Origin of the sequence: Streptomyces sp. PTY087I2 (assembly GCF_001687325.1) — a bacterium.
Taxonomy (GTDB): domain Bacteria; phylum Actinomycetota; class Actinomycetes; order Streptomycetales; family Streptomycetaceae; genus Streptomyces.
This window is the reverse complement of the sequence record NZ_LZRD01000015.1, coordinates 13,232-29,447: the sequence shown is the minus strand read 5'-3', so window position 1 is coordinate 29,447 and position 16,216 is coordinate 13,232. Positions and strand designations below refer to the sequence as shown.

The 16,216-nt window shown below is 70.7% G+C and carries 13 protein-coding genes; 1 reads left to right on the top strand and 12 read right to left on the bottom strand.

Annotated elements, in window-relative coordinates; genetic code table 11:
- Positions 1-12: 12 nt before the first annotated feature.
- From nadD to A3Q37_RS37265, 3 genes are all read right to left on the bottom strand, one after another.
- Positions 13-630 (bottom strand): nicotinate-nucleotide adenylyltransferase, encoded by a 618-nt coding sequence (gene nadD / locus A3Q37_RS17770; RefSeq protein ID WP_026291102.1) that lies wholly within the window; start codon positions 628-630, stop codon positions 13-15.
- Between the two features lie 38 nt (positions 631-668).
- Positions 669-830 (bottom strand): hypothetical protein, encoded by a 162-nt coding sequence (locus A3Q37_RS37270; RefSeq protein ID WP_010062923.1) that lies wholly within the window; start codon positions 828-830, stop codon positions 669-671.
- 84 nt (positions 831-914) lie between these two features.
- Positions 915-1,067, bottom strand: a complete 153-nt coding sequence (locus tag A3Q37_RS37265) for a hypothetical protein (RefSeq protein ID WP_176711446.1) — start codon at positions 1,065-1,067, stop codon at positions 915-917.
- Between the two features lie 111 nt (positions 1,068-1,178).
- On the opposite strand from A3Q37_RS37265, the gene A3Q37_RS17765 reads away from it, so the two are divergent.
- Positions 1,179-2,288 (top strand): M48 family metallopeptidase, encoded by a 1,110-nt coding sequence (locus A3Q37_RS17765; RefSeq protein WP_065485588.1) that lies wholly within the window; start codon positions 1,179-1,181, stop codon positions 2,286-2,288.
- Here A3Q37_RS17765 and A3Q37_RS17760 read toward each other — a convergent pair.
- From A3Q37_RS17760 to A3Q37_RS17720, 9 genes are all read right to left on the bottom strand, one after another.
- Entirely contained in the window at positions 2,215-3,351 is a 1,137-nt protein-coding gene (locus tag A3Q37_RS17760; RefSeq protein WP_065485586.1) for a hypothetical protein, read from the bottom strand. The genes A3Q37_RS17765 and A3Q37_RS17760 overlap by 74 nt on opposite strands.
- A gap of 262 nt (positions 3,352-3,613) precedes the next feature.
- Positions 3,614-4,195: a hypothetical protein gene (locus A3Q37_RS17755; protein ID WP_065485585.1), complete on the bottom strand. Its 582-nt coding sequence runs from the start codon at positions 4,193-4,195 to the stop codon at positions 3,614-3,616.
- 292 nt (positions 4,196-4,487) lie between these two features.
- Positions 4,488-5,771 carry a glutamate-5-semialdehyde dehydrogenase gene (locus tag A3Q37_RS17750; protein ID WP_065485583.1) on the bottom strand — a complete coding sequence of 428 codons (1,284 nt, stop codon included), beginning with the start codon at positions 5,769-5,771 and terminating at the stop codon, positions 4,488-4,490.
- A 104-nt stretch (positions 5,772-5,875) separates the two neighbouring features.
- Entirely contained in the window at positions 5,876-6,367 is a 492-nt protein-coding gene (locus tag A3Q37_RS17745) for a hypothetical protein (protein ID WP_065485582.1), read from the bottom strand.
- A 127-nt stretch (positions 6,368-6,494) separates the two neighbouring features.
- The gene (gene proB, locus A3Q37_RS17740) at positions 6,495-7,649 is read right to left on the bottom strand and encodes a glutamate 5-kinase (protein ID WP_176711445.1); all 1,155 of its coding nucleotides are present in this window, start codon (positions 7,647-7,649) and stop codon (positions 6,495-6,497) included.
- Between the two features lie 196 nt (positions 7,650-7,845).
- Positions 7,846-10,614: a CDP-glycerol glycerophosphotransferase family protein gene (locus A3Q37_RS17735; protein WP_065485580.1), complete on the bottom strand. Its 2,769-nt coding sequence runs from the start codon at positions 10,612-10,614 to the stop codon at positions 7,846-7,848.
- A 185-nt stretch (positions 10,615-10,799) separates the two neighbouring features.
- Entirely contained in the window at positions 10,800-12,038 is a 1,239-nt protein-coding gene (locus A3Q37_RS17730) for a glycosyltransferase family 2 protein (protein ID WP_065485578.1), read from the bottom strand.
- 161 nt (positions 12,039-12,199) lie between these two features.
- Positions 12,200-14,305 (bottom strand): hypothetical protein, encoded by a 2,106-nt coding sequence (locus A3Q37_RS17725; RefSeq protein ID WP_255311842.1) that lies wholly within the window; start codon positions 14,303-14,305, stop codon positions 12,200-12,202.
- A 228-nt stretch (positions 14,306-14,533) separates the two neighbouring features.
- Positions 14,534-16,033, bottom strand: a complete 1,500-nt coding sequence (locus tag A3Q37_RS17720; RefSeq protein ID WP_065485574.1) for a bifunctional cytidylyltransferase/SDR family oxidoreductase — start codon at positions 16,031-16,033, stop codon at positions 14,534-14,536.
- Between the last annotated feature and the right edge of the window lie 183 nt (positions 16,034-16,216).

The window sequence follows — 16,216 nt, the reverse complement described above, 5'->3', positions numbered from 1 at the left end:
CCTTTCCGTGGCTCATTCGCCGCGGTACAGCTGGCGCTTGTCGATGTAGCGGACCACGCCGTCCGGCACCAGGTACCAGACCGGCTCCCCCTGCGCGACCCTCTCACGGCAGTCCGTGGACGAGATCGCCAGCGCGGGCACCTCCACGAGGGAGACACCGCCCTCGGGCAGTCCGTCGTCCGTGAGCACGTGACCCGGGCGGGTCACACCGATGAAGTGGGAGAGCGAGAACAGCTCCTCCGCGTCGCGCCAGGTGAGGATCTGGGACAACGCGTCGGCGCCGGTGATGAAGAAGAGGTCCGCGTCGCCGTGGACCTCACGCAGGTCCCGCAGCGTATCGATGGTGTACGTCGGTCCGCCACGGTCGATGTCACTGCGGCTGACGGAGAACTGCGGGTTGGACGCGGTGGCGATGACCGTCATCAGATAACGGTCCTCGGCCGGGGAGACCTTCTTGTGGCTCTTCTGCCACGGCTGCCCGGTCGGGACGAAGACGACCTCGTCCAGATGGAACTGGGCGGCCACTTCACTGGCCGCCACCAGGTGTCCATGGTGGATCGGGTCGAATGTCCCGCCCATCACGCCGATACGGCGCTTGCCGGGGCCGGTAGGCACTTCCTGCTCTCCCATGCGTGCAGAGCCTACTGGCACAGCTGTACGCCCCCGGCTCAGCGGTCGCGGTTGAAGCTGATGGTGATGAACAGGAGGAGCATCAGCGCGACGAAGGCCCCGGCGCCGACGAAGTAGGGATTGAGGCTTTCGTGGTTGCCGCCGCCCTCGCCGCCGGAGGCGAGAGTGACCAGCTGGTGAGTGGTGCTCGTGAGGCTCATCTTCGGCAGGACCTATCGATCGTGAGTCGGAAGGAAGACGTCGGGGCCATCGTATGCGGGAGCCTCGGGCACGCTCACGGCGACTCAGTCGTTGTTGTCGTCGTTGCGGTATCCACGCAGCAGGAACCAGGCGAGCAGCACCGCTCCGAGGATCGAGACGAGCAGCACGATCCGGAGGGTGGCGCCCGGTCCCTGCTCCTGGGACGCGGCGGCGAGCAGTACGGCGGTGTGCGGCATTTCGGGCGCTCCTCAAAGTTATCCACAGCCCCCCGCACACCGTAGCGCCAGCGCATACGCTGGCATGTGTCCGGGGGACGAGCAACGTCTCGTACGAACAGGGGGCCATCCATGACCGACAACAGTCACGAGAACGTGCCGAGCAGGCAGCGCCGGCGATTCCCCGGGATCTCCTCCCGGGCCTATGAGCACCCCGCCGACCGCTCGGCCCTGGTCGCCCTGCGCAAGCTGACCGGGTTCGACACCGTGTTCAAGGCGCTCAGCGGGCTGCTCCCGGAGCGGAGCCTGCGGCTGCTCTTCCTCTCCGATTCCGTCCGGGTGAGCGACGCGCAGTTCGCCCATCTCAACGACATGCTGCGCGACGCGTGTTACATCCTGGACCTGGAGAAGGTCCCGCCGATGTACGTGAAGCAGGACCCGCAGCCCAACGCCATGTGCATCGGGATGGACGAGCCGATCATCGTGGTCACCACGGGCCTGGTCGAGCTGCTCGACGAGGAGGAGATGCGGGCGGTGGTGGGCCACGAGGTGGGCCACGCGCTCTCCGGTCACTCGGTGTACCGGACGATACTGCTCTTCCTGACCAGCCTCGCCGTGAAGGTCGCCTGGATCCCGCTCGGCAATGTGGCGATCATGGCGATCGTGACGGCGCTGCGCGAGTGGTTCCGCAAGTCGGAGCTGTCCGCGGACCGGGCCGGGCTGCTGGTGGGCCAGGACACCCAGGCCTCGATGCGCGGTCTGATGAAGATCGCGGGCGGCAACCACCTCCACGAGATGAATGTGGACGCCTTCCTGGCTCAGGCCGACGAGTACGAGAAGAGCGGCGACCTCCGCGACTCCGTCCTCAAGATCCTCAATGTGCTGCCCCGGACGCACCCGTTCACCGCCGTGCGGGCCGCTGAGCTGAAGAAGTGGTCGGAGACCCGCGAGTTCCAGCGGATCATGGACGGCCACTACCCCCGGCGCGACGAGGACAAGGACACCTCGGTGACCGACTCGTTCCGGGAGTCCGCGTCGCACTACGCGGACACGGTGCGCACCAGCAAGGACCCGCTGATGAAGCTGGTCGGTGACATCGCCGGGGGCGCGGGAGACCTGGGCGGCAAGCTGCGCGACAAGTTCACCGGCGGCTCCGGCGGCGGTTCCGCTACGGGCGGGGGCGGGACGTCCGGTCGGCCCCAGGACCCGGAGGAGGGGAGCTCGGGGCCGTCGAAGGGCTGACGGCCGCCAGGGTCCCGCACAGGGCCGCCGTGGGCGGGCCCGAGGCGTACGGGTCGGTGACGGCGGGGCCGCGGGTGTCCGCCTTCTCCCCGGCCAGGAGGGGGCGGAGCATTCCGGTCGCGTCGGCCGAGCAGGACTGCGGCCCGGCCTGGACATGGGCGGTGCGCACCTCCAGGCGGTGCAGCCGCAGGTCCTCGCGGTCGAAGCGGAAGTGCAGCTCGCGCCGCACGGTGAACAGGGACGCGCCGCCCTCGCGCGGGGGTTTGTCCGCAGGGCGCAGGGCGTAGGTGAAGGTGTGGTCCGAGACGACGCCGAGGACGCCGGCCGCCTCCTCCTCGTAGCGGAGGGTGCCCTGGACCCGGATCTGCGGGTCCGCGAGCTCCACCCGCTCCGGGTCGAAGCGGACCAGCCAGCCGGTGGCGGCGTGGCTCCCGTCGTCCGCCGGGTCGCTCAGGCTCTGTTCGAACTGGGGGCGCTGGTCCGGGTCGAGGAGGTGCTCGACGGGCCGGCGTACGGAGCCGGTGAGGACGTCGGGGTTCAGGGAGGACTCCACCAGGTAGTCCTTGACCGTGGCGAGCGCGGCGGTGATCTGGCTGTCGGAGAAGTTCTGGGTGCGCTTCACGGCGGGGAAGTTGATGCCCTCCGCGCCGGTGCGGAATCCGGAGACCGGTTCGGTGCGGTACAGCTGCTCGGGTGATCCGCCCGGTACGGCGCCCCGGGGGGCCAGGGGGATGACGGTGGTCCGCAGGGGTTCGGCGCGCCGGGGGGCCGGCTGGGGGTACGGACTGCGGAAGCCGATGTAGACGGCCACGGCGAAGGCCAGGGCGATGAGGACGACCAGGGCTATGGCGGCCCGGGAGCCGCCCGGGCCGCGGGCGGGTGGCTGCTCCTCGGGCAGGGTGCGGACGGCGCGGGCGTGGTCGCCCATCCGTTCCTGCGCCGAGTACTCCCGCATCCGGGCAGCCTGGATGAACGATTCGTCGAAGACGAGCGAGCGGTATTCGTCCTCGCCGCCCGCGGAGTTCTCGGGCGGGCCGTCCGGCGGTTCTGAGCGGCCTGTCATGACTTCTCTCCCGATCTCCACACCGGTCGGTTCGGTGCGCAACGGTCTGCTTCGGCCGAGCGGGGCGTGCGGCAGCGAGAAGCCCCCCTGGGAACGAGGGGTCACATCTTCAGGGTAGGTCGATTGCCGTCCGCGTAAACGCGGAGACCGCCGGGAACTGCGGAGGCGACCGGGGCCGCCGTCGGCGAACGGGTGACGGGAGGAGCCGGAGCCCTCGGGGGCCGCCCGCTCGGCGCCCGCCTCAGGGCACCCGGGCTCGGCCTCAGGGCACCCGGGGCTCGGCGGAGGCCACGGGGCGGGAGTAGTCCGCGGAGGCGGACGGGGCGGCTCCGGGCTTGTCGACGCCGCTGCTGGCGGGCGGCGGCACCTGGTCCTGGCGGTTGTTCGACGCGCCCCGGTAGACCGCGGTGAAGGCGAGGGAGACCATGCCGACGCCCATCACCACGGCGAGCAGCCAGGCGACCGGCCGGTGCCAGCGGGCGGAGTTGCGGTAGGGGCGCAGGGAGCCGCCGTGGCGGCCGTAGGGCCCGGGGCCGTCGCCGTCGTCCCCGAAGCGGTCGTCCGGGTCGTAGTCGAGGTCCTGGGGGTCGTGGTAGCCCCGGGAGCCGCCGTAGCCGTATTCGTCGTCCGTGCGGCGGGTGCGGCGGGCGCGGGCGGCGTCGGCCTCGGCACGGGCCTCGGCGGCGGCGAGCAGGCGCTCCACGGCGGTGGGTTCATGGACGGGCGCCGACCGGACGAAGTCCTCGTCGAACACCACGGAGGCGAAGTCCTCGTCCGCGCCCCCGCGGTCGTCGTCGGGCTCCCAGCCGTCAGGAAACGGCTTGCCCCCCACGTCGTCCGGCACGGTTTCAGCGTAGCCGGGCCGGGACCTTTTGGGCAGGGACCCCGCAAACTCCCCCGGATCGATGCGGACTCCCCCGGACCGATCCGGAGGGGACACGCGGTCGGCCCCCTCCCCCGCGGAGGAGGCCGACCGGCGAGGCCTAGGGCATGTCCGGTGGATCTTGACCGGGTCCGCGACGCCTGGCCGCGTTGCCGAAACGCCCGAATCGCTCCGCGATGAGGACGTTCCAGCGCCTTGCGATGCACCGCACCAGACGCCGCGGCCTGTCCGGTCCTGATCCACCGGACACGCCCTAGCGGGTGTGGCCGTCGCCCGTGACGATGTACTTCGTCGAGGTCAGCTCGGGCAGGCCCATCGGGCCTCGGGCGTGCAGCTTCTGGGTGGAGATGCCGATCTCGGCGCCGAAGCCGAACTGTCCGCCGTCCGTGAAGCGGGTGGAGGCGTTCACGGCGACCGTGGTCGAATCGACCAATTGGGTGAACCGGCGGGCGGCGGCCTGCGAGGTGGTGACGATCGCCTCGGTGTGGCCGGAGGACCAGAGCCGGATGTGGGCGACCGCCGCGTCCAGGGAGTCGACGACCGCCGCGGCGATGTCGTAGGAGAGGTATTCGGTCTCCCAGTCCTCCGTCGTCGCCGGGACCACGGTGGCCTTGGAGCCCTCGGCGCGCTCCAGGACCTGTTCGTCGCCGTGGACGGTGACCCCGGCCTCGGCCAGCGCGTCCAGGGCGAGCGGCAGGAAGTCGTCCGCCACGTCCTTGTGGACGAGCAGGGTCTCGGCCGCGTTGCAGACGCTGGGGCGCTGGGCCTTGGAGTTGACCAGGATGTCGACGGCCATGGCCAGGTCGGTCTGCGCATCGACGTAGACGTGGCAGTTGCCGGTGCCCGTCTCGATGACGGGGACCGTGGACTGCTCGACGACCGTGCGGATCAGCGAGGCGCCGCCGCGCGGGATGAGGACGTCGACGAGGCCGCGGGCCCGCATCAGCTCCGTCACGGAGTCACGGCTCTCGCCGGGGACGAGCTGCACCGCGTCGGCGGGGAGGCCGGAGCCGCCGACGGCGTCGCGCAGGACGCGGACGAGCGCGGTGTTGGAGGCGTAGGCGGAGGAGGAGCCGCGCAGCAGGACCGCGTTGCCGGACTTCAGGCAGAGGGCGGCGGCGTCGACGGTGACGTTGGGCCGGGCCTCGTAGATGATGCCGACCACGCCGAGGGGGACCCGGACCTGGCGGAGGTCGATGCCGTTGGGCAGGGTCGAGCCGCGCACCACTTCGCCGACCGGGTCGGGGAGGGCCGCGACGTCCCGTACGTCGGCGGCGATGGCGCGGATGCGGTCCGGGGTGAGGGTGAGGCGGTCGATGATGCCTTCGCTCGTCCCGGCCTCGCGGGCGCGCTCGACGTCCTCCGCGTTGGCCTCGACGATCTCGGCGGTCCGCACTTCCAGGGCGTCGGCGATGGCCAGCAGCGCGTCGTCCTTGGCCGCGCGCGGCAGGGGCGCGATGTCGGCGGCGGCGGCGCGGGCCCGGTAGGCGGCCTGCGTGACCGGGGAGAGGTTGTCGTAGGGCGAGAGCGTGGTCATGCCCGCAGAGTAATGCGCGCTCTGCGGGCATCCGTCACGTATCCCGTGATGCGAGACGGTCGACCGCGGGCCGGACGCCTCCCCCGGGACCTCCGGGCGGGACGTCAGTAGGGGTGGACGCCCACGGGGGAGGCGGGCGGCGGCCCGTAGCCCTCGGCGACCCGCAGATGGTAGGTCTCGCGGTCGATGACTTCGAGGCCGACGATCTCCCAGGGCGGGAGCCGGGCGCTGGAGCGGTGCTCGCCCCACAGCCGCAGCGCGACGGCGGCCGCGTCGTGCAGGTCGCGGGCCTCTTCCCAGTAGCGGATCTCCGCGTGGTCGCCCGCGTAGCGGCTGGTCAGCAGGAAGGGGTGGTCGTGCGCGAGCTGTTCCAGGCCGCGTCTGACCTCCGCCAGCGGAGTCTCGGCGCCCGACACGCTGAGGGTGATGTGCCAGAGTCTCGACTGCGGGGACTCCTCCTTCGCCGTCGTGACCGGCTCCCGTTCGGCGGTGTCCGACGGCAGGGGATTCCGGTCGAAATCCGCCCCCGCTCCGACACTCGTCAGGGCGCGGCTGGCCGTGCCTCGGGGCGGCGCCCCCGGGCGCGCTCGTCTCACCGGCGGCCTCCTGTGGTGTGTTGCTGTGCGGTCCCCTGTTTCCCCACTACAAAGTGGACCAGTCCACAGCCGGGCGTGGGGTGGTTTTGGTGAAGGTCCCCGCCGAAGAGCCGGACTTTCAGCCGTTTCAGGGGGTGAGGCGCGGCGTGAGAATGACCAGATCGTCCCTGTGTACGACCTCGCGCTCGTAGGCGGGGCCCAGTTCACGGGCGAGGTCCCGGGTGGAGCGGCCGAGCAGCTGGGGGATCTCCTTGGCGTCGAAGTTGACGAGGCCGCGGGCGATCGGGGTGCCGTGGGGATCGCGGAGTTCGACCGGGTCGCCGGCGCTGAACTCGCCCTCGACGGCGGAGATTCCGGCGGGCAGCAGCGAGGTGCGCCGTTCCACGACGGCCCGGACGGCGCCGTCGTCGAGGGTGAGCCCGCCCTGCGGGGTGGAGGCGTGGGCGAGCCAGAGGAGCCGGTCGGCGGAGCGGCGGCCGGTGCGGTGGAAGTACGTGCCGGTGTCGCGGCCCGCGAGGGCGTCGGCGGCGCGGCTGGCGGAGGTGAGGACGACGGGGACGCCTGCGGCGGTGGCGATGTTGGCGGCCTCGACCTTGGTGACCATGCCGCCGGTGCCCACGCCCGCCTTGCCCGCGCTGCCGATGGTGACGCCCGCGAGGTCGCCGGGGCCGGTGACCTCGGCGATCCGGGAGGCGCCGGGGGTGCCGGGCGGTCCGTCGTAGAGGCCGTCGACGTCGGAGAGCAGGACGAGGAGGTCGGCGTGGACGAGGTGGGCGACGAGGGCGGCGAGCCGGTCGTTGTCGCCGAAGCGGATCTCGTCGGTGGCCACGGTGTCGTTCTCGTTGACGACGGGGACGGCGCCCATCTCCAGGAGCTTGTCCAGGGTGCTGTAGGCGTTGCGGTAGTGGCCGCGGCGGCTGGTGTCGTCGGCGGTGAGGAGCACCTGTCCGACGCGGACGCCGTAACGCGCGAACGAAGCGGTGTAGCGGGCCACGAGGAGGCCCTGTCCGACGCTGGCGGCGGCCTGCTGGCGGGCCAGGTCCTTGGGCCGGCGGACGAGGCCGAGGGGGGCGAGTCCGGCGGCGATGGCTCCGCTGGAGACGAGGACGACCTCGCGTTCGCCGCCGTCCCTGACCTTGGCCAGGACGTCGACGAGGGCGTCGACCCGGTCGGCGTCGAGGCCGCCGGAGGCCGTGGTGAGCGAGGAGGAGCCGACCTTGACGACGACTCTGCGGGCGCCGGTCACCGCCGTCTCGCGGTGCGACGGCCTCTGCTCTGCCACGTGCTTCCTCGCTCTGGATCGCCCCGGTGTCCGATGGGGGCGTCTGGAGCCTGTCGGCCGGTGCCGCCCCCGGCACGTCACAGTACGCGAGCGGCCGCCTCCGCCGCCTGCCCGTTCCGCCCGGTGGACGTCCGGCGAGGTGCCGGGGACGTCCCGTGGGCGGGGTGCGGGCGGGCGGCCGGGGCGGCCGGTGGGCTCAGCCCCGCAGCTCGTCGTTGACGGCGAGCATCCGGTCGACGACCCGGGCGGCGGCGCGGCCGTCGGAGGGCTCGCAGAAGTCGACCCGGAACTGGGCGTACTTCTCCTTGTACTCCTCGCTGACCGCGTCGATGTTCCGGATCGCGGAGACCAGGTCCTCGGAGGTCTTGATCAGCGGGCCGGGGGCGCGGGAGGTGAAGTCGAAGTAGAAGCCGCGCAGGGTGTCGCGGTAGTGCTCCAGGTCGTACGTGAAGAAGAGCATCGGACGCCCGGAGTGCGCGAAGTCGAACAGCACCGAGGAGTAGTCCGTGATCATCACGTCGGCGATCAGGTAGAGGTCGGCGATGTCCGGGTAGTACGTGACGTCGTAGACGAAGCCCTGTCCGGCGCCGGGGATGGAGTCGAGGACCTTGTGGTGCTTGCGGTAGAGCAGCACGTGGTCCTCGCCGAGCTCGCGCTGGGCGGCCTCGACGTCGATCCGGTTGTCCAGCTTGAAGCGGCGTCCGCCGTAGCGCTGGTCGTCGCGCCAGGTGGGGGCGTACAGGATGACCTTCTTGTCCGCGGGGATGCCGAGCTTCTCGCGTACGGCCGCGGCGCGCTTGACGCGGTCGGGGGCGTGGAAGACGTCGTTGCGCGGGTAGCCCGCCTCCAGGACCTCGCACTGGAGGCGGAAGGCGTTGGTCATGATCGGGGTGGAGAAGCCGTTGGGCGTGATGAAGAGGTTGTACTGGCGCGAGCGCTGGGGAAGGCTCGCGATGTAGGCGAGGTTCGCCTTCGGCGTGCCCAGCAGGTCGGCGCCGATGCGCTTGAGCGGGGTGCCGTGCCAGGTCTGGACGACGACCTGGTCCTCGCGGCGGACGAACCAGTCCTTGATGCCGCCGTTGGTGATGACGTAACGGCTGCGGGCGAGTGCCTCGTACCACTCGGCGCTGCCCCACTCCACGCCCCGGACGCCGGGCGGCAGGATGACCTGGTCGTCCCGGACCATGACGATGTGCTCCAGGTCCGAGTCCCGGCGCACCAGCTCCTCGTAGATCGCGCGGGGCGAGTCGGAGAACTGCTTGCCGCCGAAGCTGTTGTAGAGCACGGCGTTCCACAGCGGCCGCTTGCGCAGCTCCGGGGTGGTCACCTCGCTCATCTGGCGCTGGTGGTAGGCGGAGCGCAGCTCGGGGGCGAGGACGGGGCCCGAGTCGACGAAGATCCGGTCGTAGTCCAGGCGTTCCACCCGGTACACGCGGTTCGCTCCCCGGTGGACGACCGGCAGGGTGTCGACCAGGTCGGGCCGGATGCGGACCGGGATGTCGCGGGTGTGGTCCCACTCGTCGGTGGCGCGGAGCCGGGGCAGCCAGCGTCCCTGGCGGAGCGGGAGCGGTCCATCGTAGGAGGGCATGCGGTCCGGGGTGAGCCGGGCGGTGAAGCGTCCGTCCGCGAACTCGACCGGCAGTGGGCGGTCCTCGTGGCGGGTGGTGTGGCGCAGGACCATCTTCATCCCGTCAGCGGACCCGGTGTACACACCGCTGAGCACCAGTTCGCCGTCGTCGCTCCAGCGGACCTCGTCGACGAGCGGCATGTTGACGCGGATCTGCGGGGTGAAGTTGCCGACGCCGTCGGTCACCACGGCGAACTCCCGGCCCTCGGGCAGCGGGTGCACGCCGGTTTCGAGCTTCTGGCCCATGGTGGCCCGGCGGGTGGTTCCGTCGGCGAACAGGATCTCGACGTGGTACTTCACGGAGTGGCCGGGCACGATCCGGTCCACGGGGATGTCGGCGAAGGCCAGCCGGGCGGTGTGCCGGAGCCAGCCGTCGGCGCCGGTCCCGTTCTGCTGGAGCGGCAGCTCGTGGGCGAAGTCGCTGGAGGCGTGCGAGATCCGGAGCCCGGTGGGGTACTTGCCCGCGGGGGCGGTGACGCGGGACCGCAGCGTGACGGTGAGGTTCTCGCCGTCGGACTCGTGGCCGACGACCTCGGCGGGCACCACGTCGACCGTGACTCTCAAGCGGTTGCGGTGGAAGCCCGCGACGAGGCGTACGCCGTCGTCGAGGAAGCGGGTCAGGCTGTGTCCGGCGGCGCCGGCGCTGTTCTTGGTGACGCTGCCGATGGACATGCCGCCGGGGCGGGGGATGCCGATGCCGAGCCGCCAGGTGGCCGGCTGCCATTTGCCCTGTACCCGCAGCCGGCTCGGGTCGATGGCCAGCTCGAAGCCCGACCAGTCGTAGTTGTGCAGCGCTCCCTTGGCGGCGGCGGTGGCGCGCGGCTCCCGGACCGTACGCAGACGCAGCGGCAGGGTGCTCCGGCTGCCCAGGCGCCGCAGGGCGGCGACGCGCAGAGAGCGCTTGCCCGTCGCGGAGGGAGCGTTGGGGATGTAGGCGTAGCCGCCCACGACGAGCTTGCCGTCCCGCCAGGCGAGCTTCAGGAGCTTGCTGTGCACCGGCAGCTCGCTGCGGGTGAAGTTGCGCACCGAGGGGGGCAGCGAGTCGCTCTCCACGCCCGGCAGTTCGATGCGGGCGCGTGTCAGCCCCCGTACGGAGAAGGCGCCCGGGTTCTCCCGTTCGTAATGGAGGAGTTCGCGCAGTTCGTCCCCGCGGCCGCTGGCGGCCAGGTGCCACTTGACGCGGGCCATCGGCGAGAACTGGCGCACCAGCTTGGGCGCGGCCTGGGACAGGAAGCTCTCGGCCGCGCGATGGAAGGCGGGGCGATCCTCGACCGGGGTCTCGGGGAAGTACTTCATGAGCCGACTGAGCTCTTCGGGGATCGCGTCGAGGGGCGCCACGGGAGAGTGCCTTTCCGGGGGGACATGCTGATGGTGAACCCCAGGGAACCGGGGCGTAAATGAGACGGATACAACGGTCTCATGGTTGCCCAACAGTACGGCGTGACGCCAATCACAAGGTCACGGCCTCGGCCCCCGCGTCCGGTGCGTCACCGGGGCGGGGGCAAGGGCCGTGTGGAGTGGTCTCAGACGCGGTGCGCCCGGGGTGTGCGGAAGGCGGAGCGCGCGGTCCGGCGGACCTTGCGGACGACCCGGCGGGCGAACGAGACGTAGGGCTTCGGCGGTGAGGGGTCGACGCGGTGGCCGCCGACCCATTCCGTCACGGTCACCTCGTAGGCGGAGTCGGGGATCGGCTTGCGCTCCCCGAAGTGCGGATACGCCAGGTGGAGCGTGGGCGGATTCCCCCGGTGGACCTTTGCGGGCTCTTTGCCGGCCTTCATGAAGCGCAGGAGGTCGAGCAGGAGGTCGAGCCGGTTCTCGGCGATGTACATCAGCCGGAGCCGTTCGTTCACCTTGACCCGGCGGGCGAGGCCGGGGGTCCAGTAGGACTCCACGAGCGGGGCGGCGAGCGCCATCTTCCGCGCGCGGACGGCCTCCTTCTGCTTCAGCAGTCCGGGGCCGAACTGCGGCAGCAGGGTGATGGCGAAGGGGCGCACCATCAGCGCGTCGCGCCGGGGTCCGGCGGGCACGAGGTCGGCGATGAGCCCCATGAGCGCCCGGGCCGAGTCGAAGCGGCGCGTGTAGTCGCCCTTCTTCGTCATCTGATTGCGGTCCTCGCGGCCCACCAGGTAGTAGCAGGTGTAGTCGGCGACCACGGAGACGCCGTTGCCGCGGAGGTAGGCCTCCATGGTGAACAGGGCGTCCTCGCCGGTCCGCAGTTTCTCGTCGAAGGACATGCCGAGCCGTACGAGGAGGTCGCGCCGGAACAGCTTCTGGGCGCTGAGCGTGAACTTGATGTTGGAGTCGAAGAGGTCGGCCCGCTCGACCGTCTCCTTCCACATCGACTTCGCCGCGCCCCGGTTGACGCCCACGATCTTGCCGAGGACGACGTCCGTGCCGGCCCGGTCCCCCATGGCGACCAGCCGCTCCAGGGCCTCCTCGCCGAAGTAGTCGTCGGCGTCCAGGAAGAAGACGTACCGTCCGCGGGCCATGCCCAGACCGACGTTACGAGGGCCGCTCGGGCCGCCGGAGTTCGCCTGGTGGACGACTCTCATGGGGATGGCGGTGCGGGCGGCGAACTCCTTCAGATACTCCCCGCTGCCGTCCGTGGAGCCGTCGTCGACCGCGACGATCTCCATCCGTCCCGCGCCGATGGTCTGCGCCTCCACGGACTCCAGGCAGCGGACCAGGTAGGGCATCGCTTCATACACCCCGATGATCACACTGACATCGGGCTCATCACTTTTCTGCGGCATGTCGGCCATCTACACCTGTCGATTGATCCGGAGAAGGAAGATTGCCCGACTATGCACTTTTTATGCATTAATACGACGGACGACCCGTACATCCCTCCCTGGGGAGAGACGGACGGGTCGTCATCGGGGTTGCTTCGTTTCCGGACAGGTGATCTCCGGCCACCGGCCGGTCAGCCCAGGCGGGAGGCCTCCTCGCCGGTGGCCGGCTTCCGGTCGGACGCGCCGACCGCGTCCGGGTCCGCCGCGGCCGCCGCCTCGTCGGACAGCTCCTGCTCGCCGTTGCCGGAACCGCTGGAGGAGTCCTCCGGGTCGGGCCCGGCCGACACCACCGGCTGACCGGAGGCGCGCTGGGCGACGCCCGCGTTGCGCGCCTCGGCCTTGGCCGCGAGAGCATGCAGCGCCGCGTTGAACTGCTCCATGGACGTCGGCTCGTCCGGGCCCAGCAGATAGCTCTTCAGCTCGTGGCGCGCCTCGGCCAGGGTGTCCGCCGCGGGATCCGCCACGGCCGCCAGCAGCTCGTCGAGCTCGCCTGCGCCGTTGGAGAGGATGACGGCGGCCCGCACCGCGGTGTTCTGCCTCCTGAACTCCTCCACGCCCAGGGCGGCGGAGTCGGTCACGGCGTAGGGCTTGCCGCTCGCGATGAAGTCGGACACCACGCTGGAGATGTCCGAGACCATCGCGTCGGCCTCGTTGAAGCAGTCGTACAGCCGGGGCTGCGGCCCGGTGACCGTACGGTGCTCCCACCAGCCGAAGGACCGCCAGTAGGCGTCGTTCCACGCGGACCGCAGGGCCGTCGTCTCGGCCTCCCGCGCGGGGTCGGCGAGCGAGACCCGCGACAGCTCGGCCGCGTCCCCGCCGGAGCGGCCCGACGACTCCAGCTCCGCCAGCCGGGCCTCGATGCGCGCGAGCTCGGCCCGGGCCTCGCGCTGTCCGGCCGCGGCTTCCGAGGCCTCGGCGGCCCAGCGCGGCTCGGCGGCGCGCCGGGTGGCGGCGGCCTCCAGCATGGCGATGATCCTGGCGTTGACGGCCTTGGCCTGCGCGCTGCGGATGCCGGTGAAGGGGTGCGGCTTGTAGATGACCCGGACCGGCGGGTCGGCGGCGAGCAGCCGGCGCACGATGTTCTCGCCGGCCAGCAGCAGCGACGTGTTGCCGGGGTTGTCGTCCCAGCCCTCCCAGGTGGGGGCGTAGAGGACGGTGGCGATGGGGTTGCGGAGGGAGCCCGTCCAGCTCTGGATGGGCTCCAGCTGCGGGCGCCCGACCTCGACGATGTCCTCGTCGCGGACCCCCACATCGGCCAGCGCGTACCGGTCGCGGCCGGCCCGGCCCGCCGTCCACACCTCGTCGTAGACCTTGGAGTACGGGTTCACGCTGGCGAGCTTGTCGCTGTCGCCGTGGCCGATGAAGACGTGCTTCATGGTCGGGACGCGCAGGATGTGGATGTTCTTGCCGACGTTCGCCGGGTAGAGGCAGACCCGGACCGTGGAGAGGTCCATGTTCATCAGGTGGGTCCCCGCCGGGACGCAGATCACCGGGACCGAGGTCTCGGCGAGCTGCGGGACGAGACCGCGCTCCCGCATGATGATCAGCGGCCGCCCCTCGATCCGGCTCATGGTCTCCAGCCACATGTTGCCCTGGTAGGCGGACTCGTTGGAGCCGGAGAAGTAGAGCACCACGGTCGGCTGGTACGCGCGGAGCCAGGTGTCCACGGCGGCGAGCACCGCGGGCGCCGGGGGGACGAGCCGGCTGCGCCGCGCGAAGGGGGCGAGCCCGATCAGGTAGAGCAGCGCCAGCAGCAGCGTGAGGGCGGCGCCCCCGTAGCCGATCCCGTCCACGCCCGTACCGGCCGCGATCAGCACACCGACGACCGCAGGGATGTCCAGGTGGAGCATCTTCTCGGCGGACCGGCGCATCAGCAGCTGGGGCGGGGCGTCGGGGATGCGGACGGTGCTCAGGTCGACGTTGCGCGTGACGACCGGCATCGTGCGGCGCAGCCGGATCAGCGTGGTGAGCGCCCCGTGCGGAGCCTGGAGCGCGTAGAAGAGCAGGAATCCGGCGACCGCCGCGTAGAACAGCGGCTCTTCCGCGAGATCCAGTCGCGCGAGAAGCAGGATCACCATCAACTGGCGGAGCAGAAAGCGGATCGACAGGCCGGCGCGCACTTTGCCGAGCCGGTTGATCAGGTAACTCCCCCGCTGGTGCAGATACCAGTCCGCGATATACGTGACGGCCGCGGCCGCCACGAAGAACCAGATGTTGGGGAGAAGCGCGGCGAGCATGACACAGGGGTAGCCCAACCCCATCAGCAACGCTGCCGCCAGCTCAGACCTGTTGCCCACACGGGCCAGGCGAATGGCTGTCGAAATCACGAAGAACCTGCTCCAGAGAGGGGTGCCGGTTAATTCACCTATAGCGGGAAATAAAAGGATGCGTTCTCACGCAGTCGGGCCTCTGTGCTCACGGAAAGGTGATCACAGAGGCCCGAAAAGCTCATTTGTCAAGAATTATTACACATCTGACTGACGGTCCAGCACCGAGGCCAGGGCCTGCTCGAAGCCGGAGGACTCGGCGGCGCCGGCCGTCGGGTCCTGCTGCCGTACGTCGATGACGTGGCCGGTCAGCTCGGAGAGCAGGACGTCCAGCGAGGTGCGCGCGACGGCCTCCGAGGAGAGCAGCGAGCCCTCGGGCTCCTGGCCGAACGCCTTGGTCCGCATCGGGGTCGCGGTGCGCTCCGGGTTCACACAGTTGACCCGGATGCCCTCGCCCGCCCACTCGTCGGCGAGCGCCTGGGTGAGGTTGACCATGGCGGCCTTGGTGGAGGAGTACAGGCTGTACTCGGCGCGGCCCCGGGTGTAGCTGCTGGAGGTGTAGAGCAGCAGCTGGCCCTGGGTCTCCGCCAGGTACTTGTACGAGGCGCGGGCGATCTGCACGGGGGCCAGGTAGTTGACGTTCAGCGCTTCCTGGATGGTCGTGTTGTCGGTCTCGGCCAGCTTGCCGATCCGCAGCACGCCCGCGGTGTTGATGACGTAGTCGACCCGGCCGGTCTCGGCGTACGCCTTGGAGAGCGCGTCGTCCACGTGCTCCGGGTTCTCCACGTGGGTCCCAGTGGTGGAGCGGCCCAGCGCGTAGACCTTCGCGCCGTAGCTCTCGGCGAGGGCCGCGATGTCGGCGCCGATGCCGTACGAACCGCCGAAGACGACGAGGGTCTTGCCCGTGAGCAGCTCGCGGTAGGCGGTCTCGTCGGCCTGGCGGGGGGCGGCGGTGGAGGCCAGCTGGAAGAGCTTGTCGGTGATGAAGACATCGACCGGCTGGGTGACCTTCATGTTGTACTCGTCGCCCGCGACCACGTAGATCGGCACGTCGGGGAGGTACTTGAGGACCACCGAACAGTCGTCGGTGGCCTGGAAGTTGGGGTCGCCCGCCGCGACCTCGTAGGCCTTGCGGATCGTGGAGAGCTTGAAGGCCTGCGGCGTCTGGCCGCGGCGCAGCCGGGAGCGGTCGGGCACGTCGGTGATGAACTCGCCGTCCTCACCGTGCGTACGGGTCACGATGATCGTGTCCGCGGACGGGATGGCGACGTCGACGGCCTGGTAGCGCTCCAGCGCGTCGACACAGTCCTTGATCACACGCTGTGACAGCAGGGGGCGGACCGCGTCATGGAAGAGGACGTTGCGGTCCTCGCCCTCGGCCAGGCCCTCGCCGAGGGCCGCGATGGCGCGCTCGGTGGTCTCGTTGCGGGTGTTGCCGCCCTCGATGATCCGAGTGACCTTGGCCAGTCCGGCCTTCGCGACGATCTTCTCGACGTCGGGGACGAAACCGGGCGCCATCAGCACGATGACGTCGTCGATGCCCTCGGCGTTCTCGAAGATGGTCAGCGTGTGCTCGATGACGGCCTTGCCGGCGATCTTCAGCAACTGCTTGGGGATCGACAGGCCGACGCGCTGGCCGGTCCCACCGGCGAGCACGACCGCTGTGGTCCGGGGCTTGGCTTCATGCGGCACAGACACAGACGACCTACCTTGCTATGACAGGGGGAACAGTGTGATGGTCGCACTCTCCGTGACCGTCTCGCAAGGTGGACGTCGCCCGTCACTCGCCCTGCGGATGCCCTCAGTTCACCCTCTGGCCAGGGAGGTTGGGCGCTCCGGGGGTGTTGCGCGGGGTGACCGACCCCACAGATGTGTTGCGTA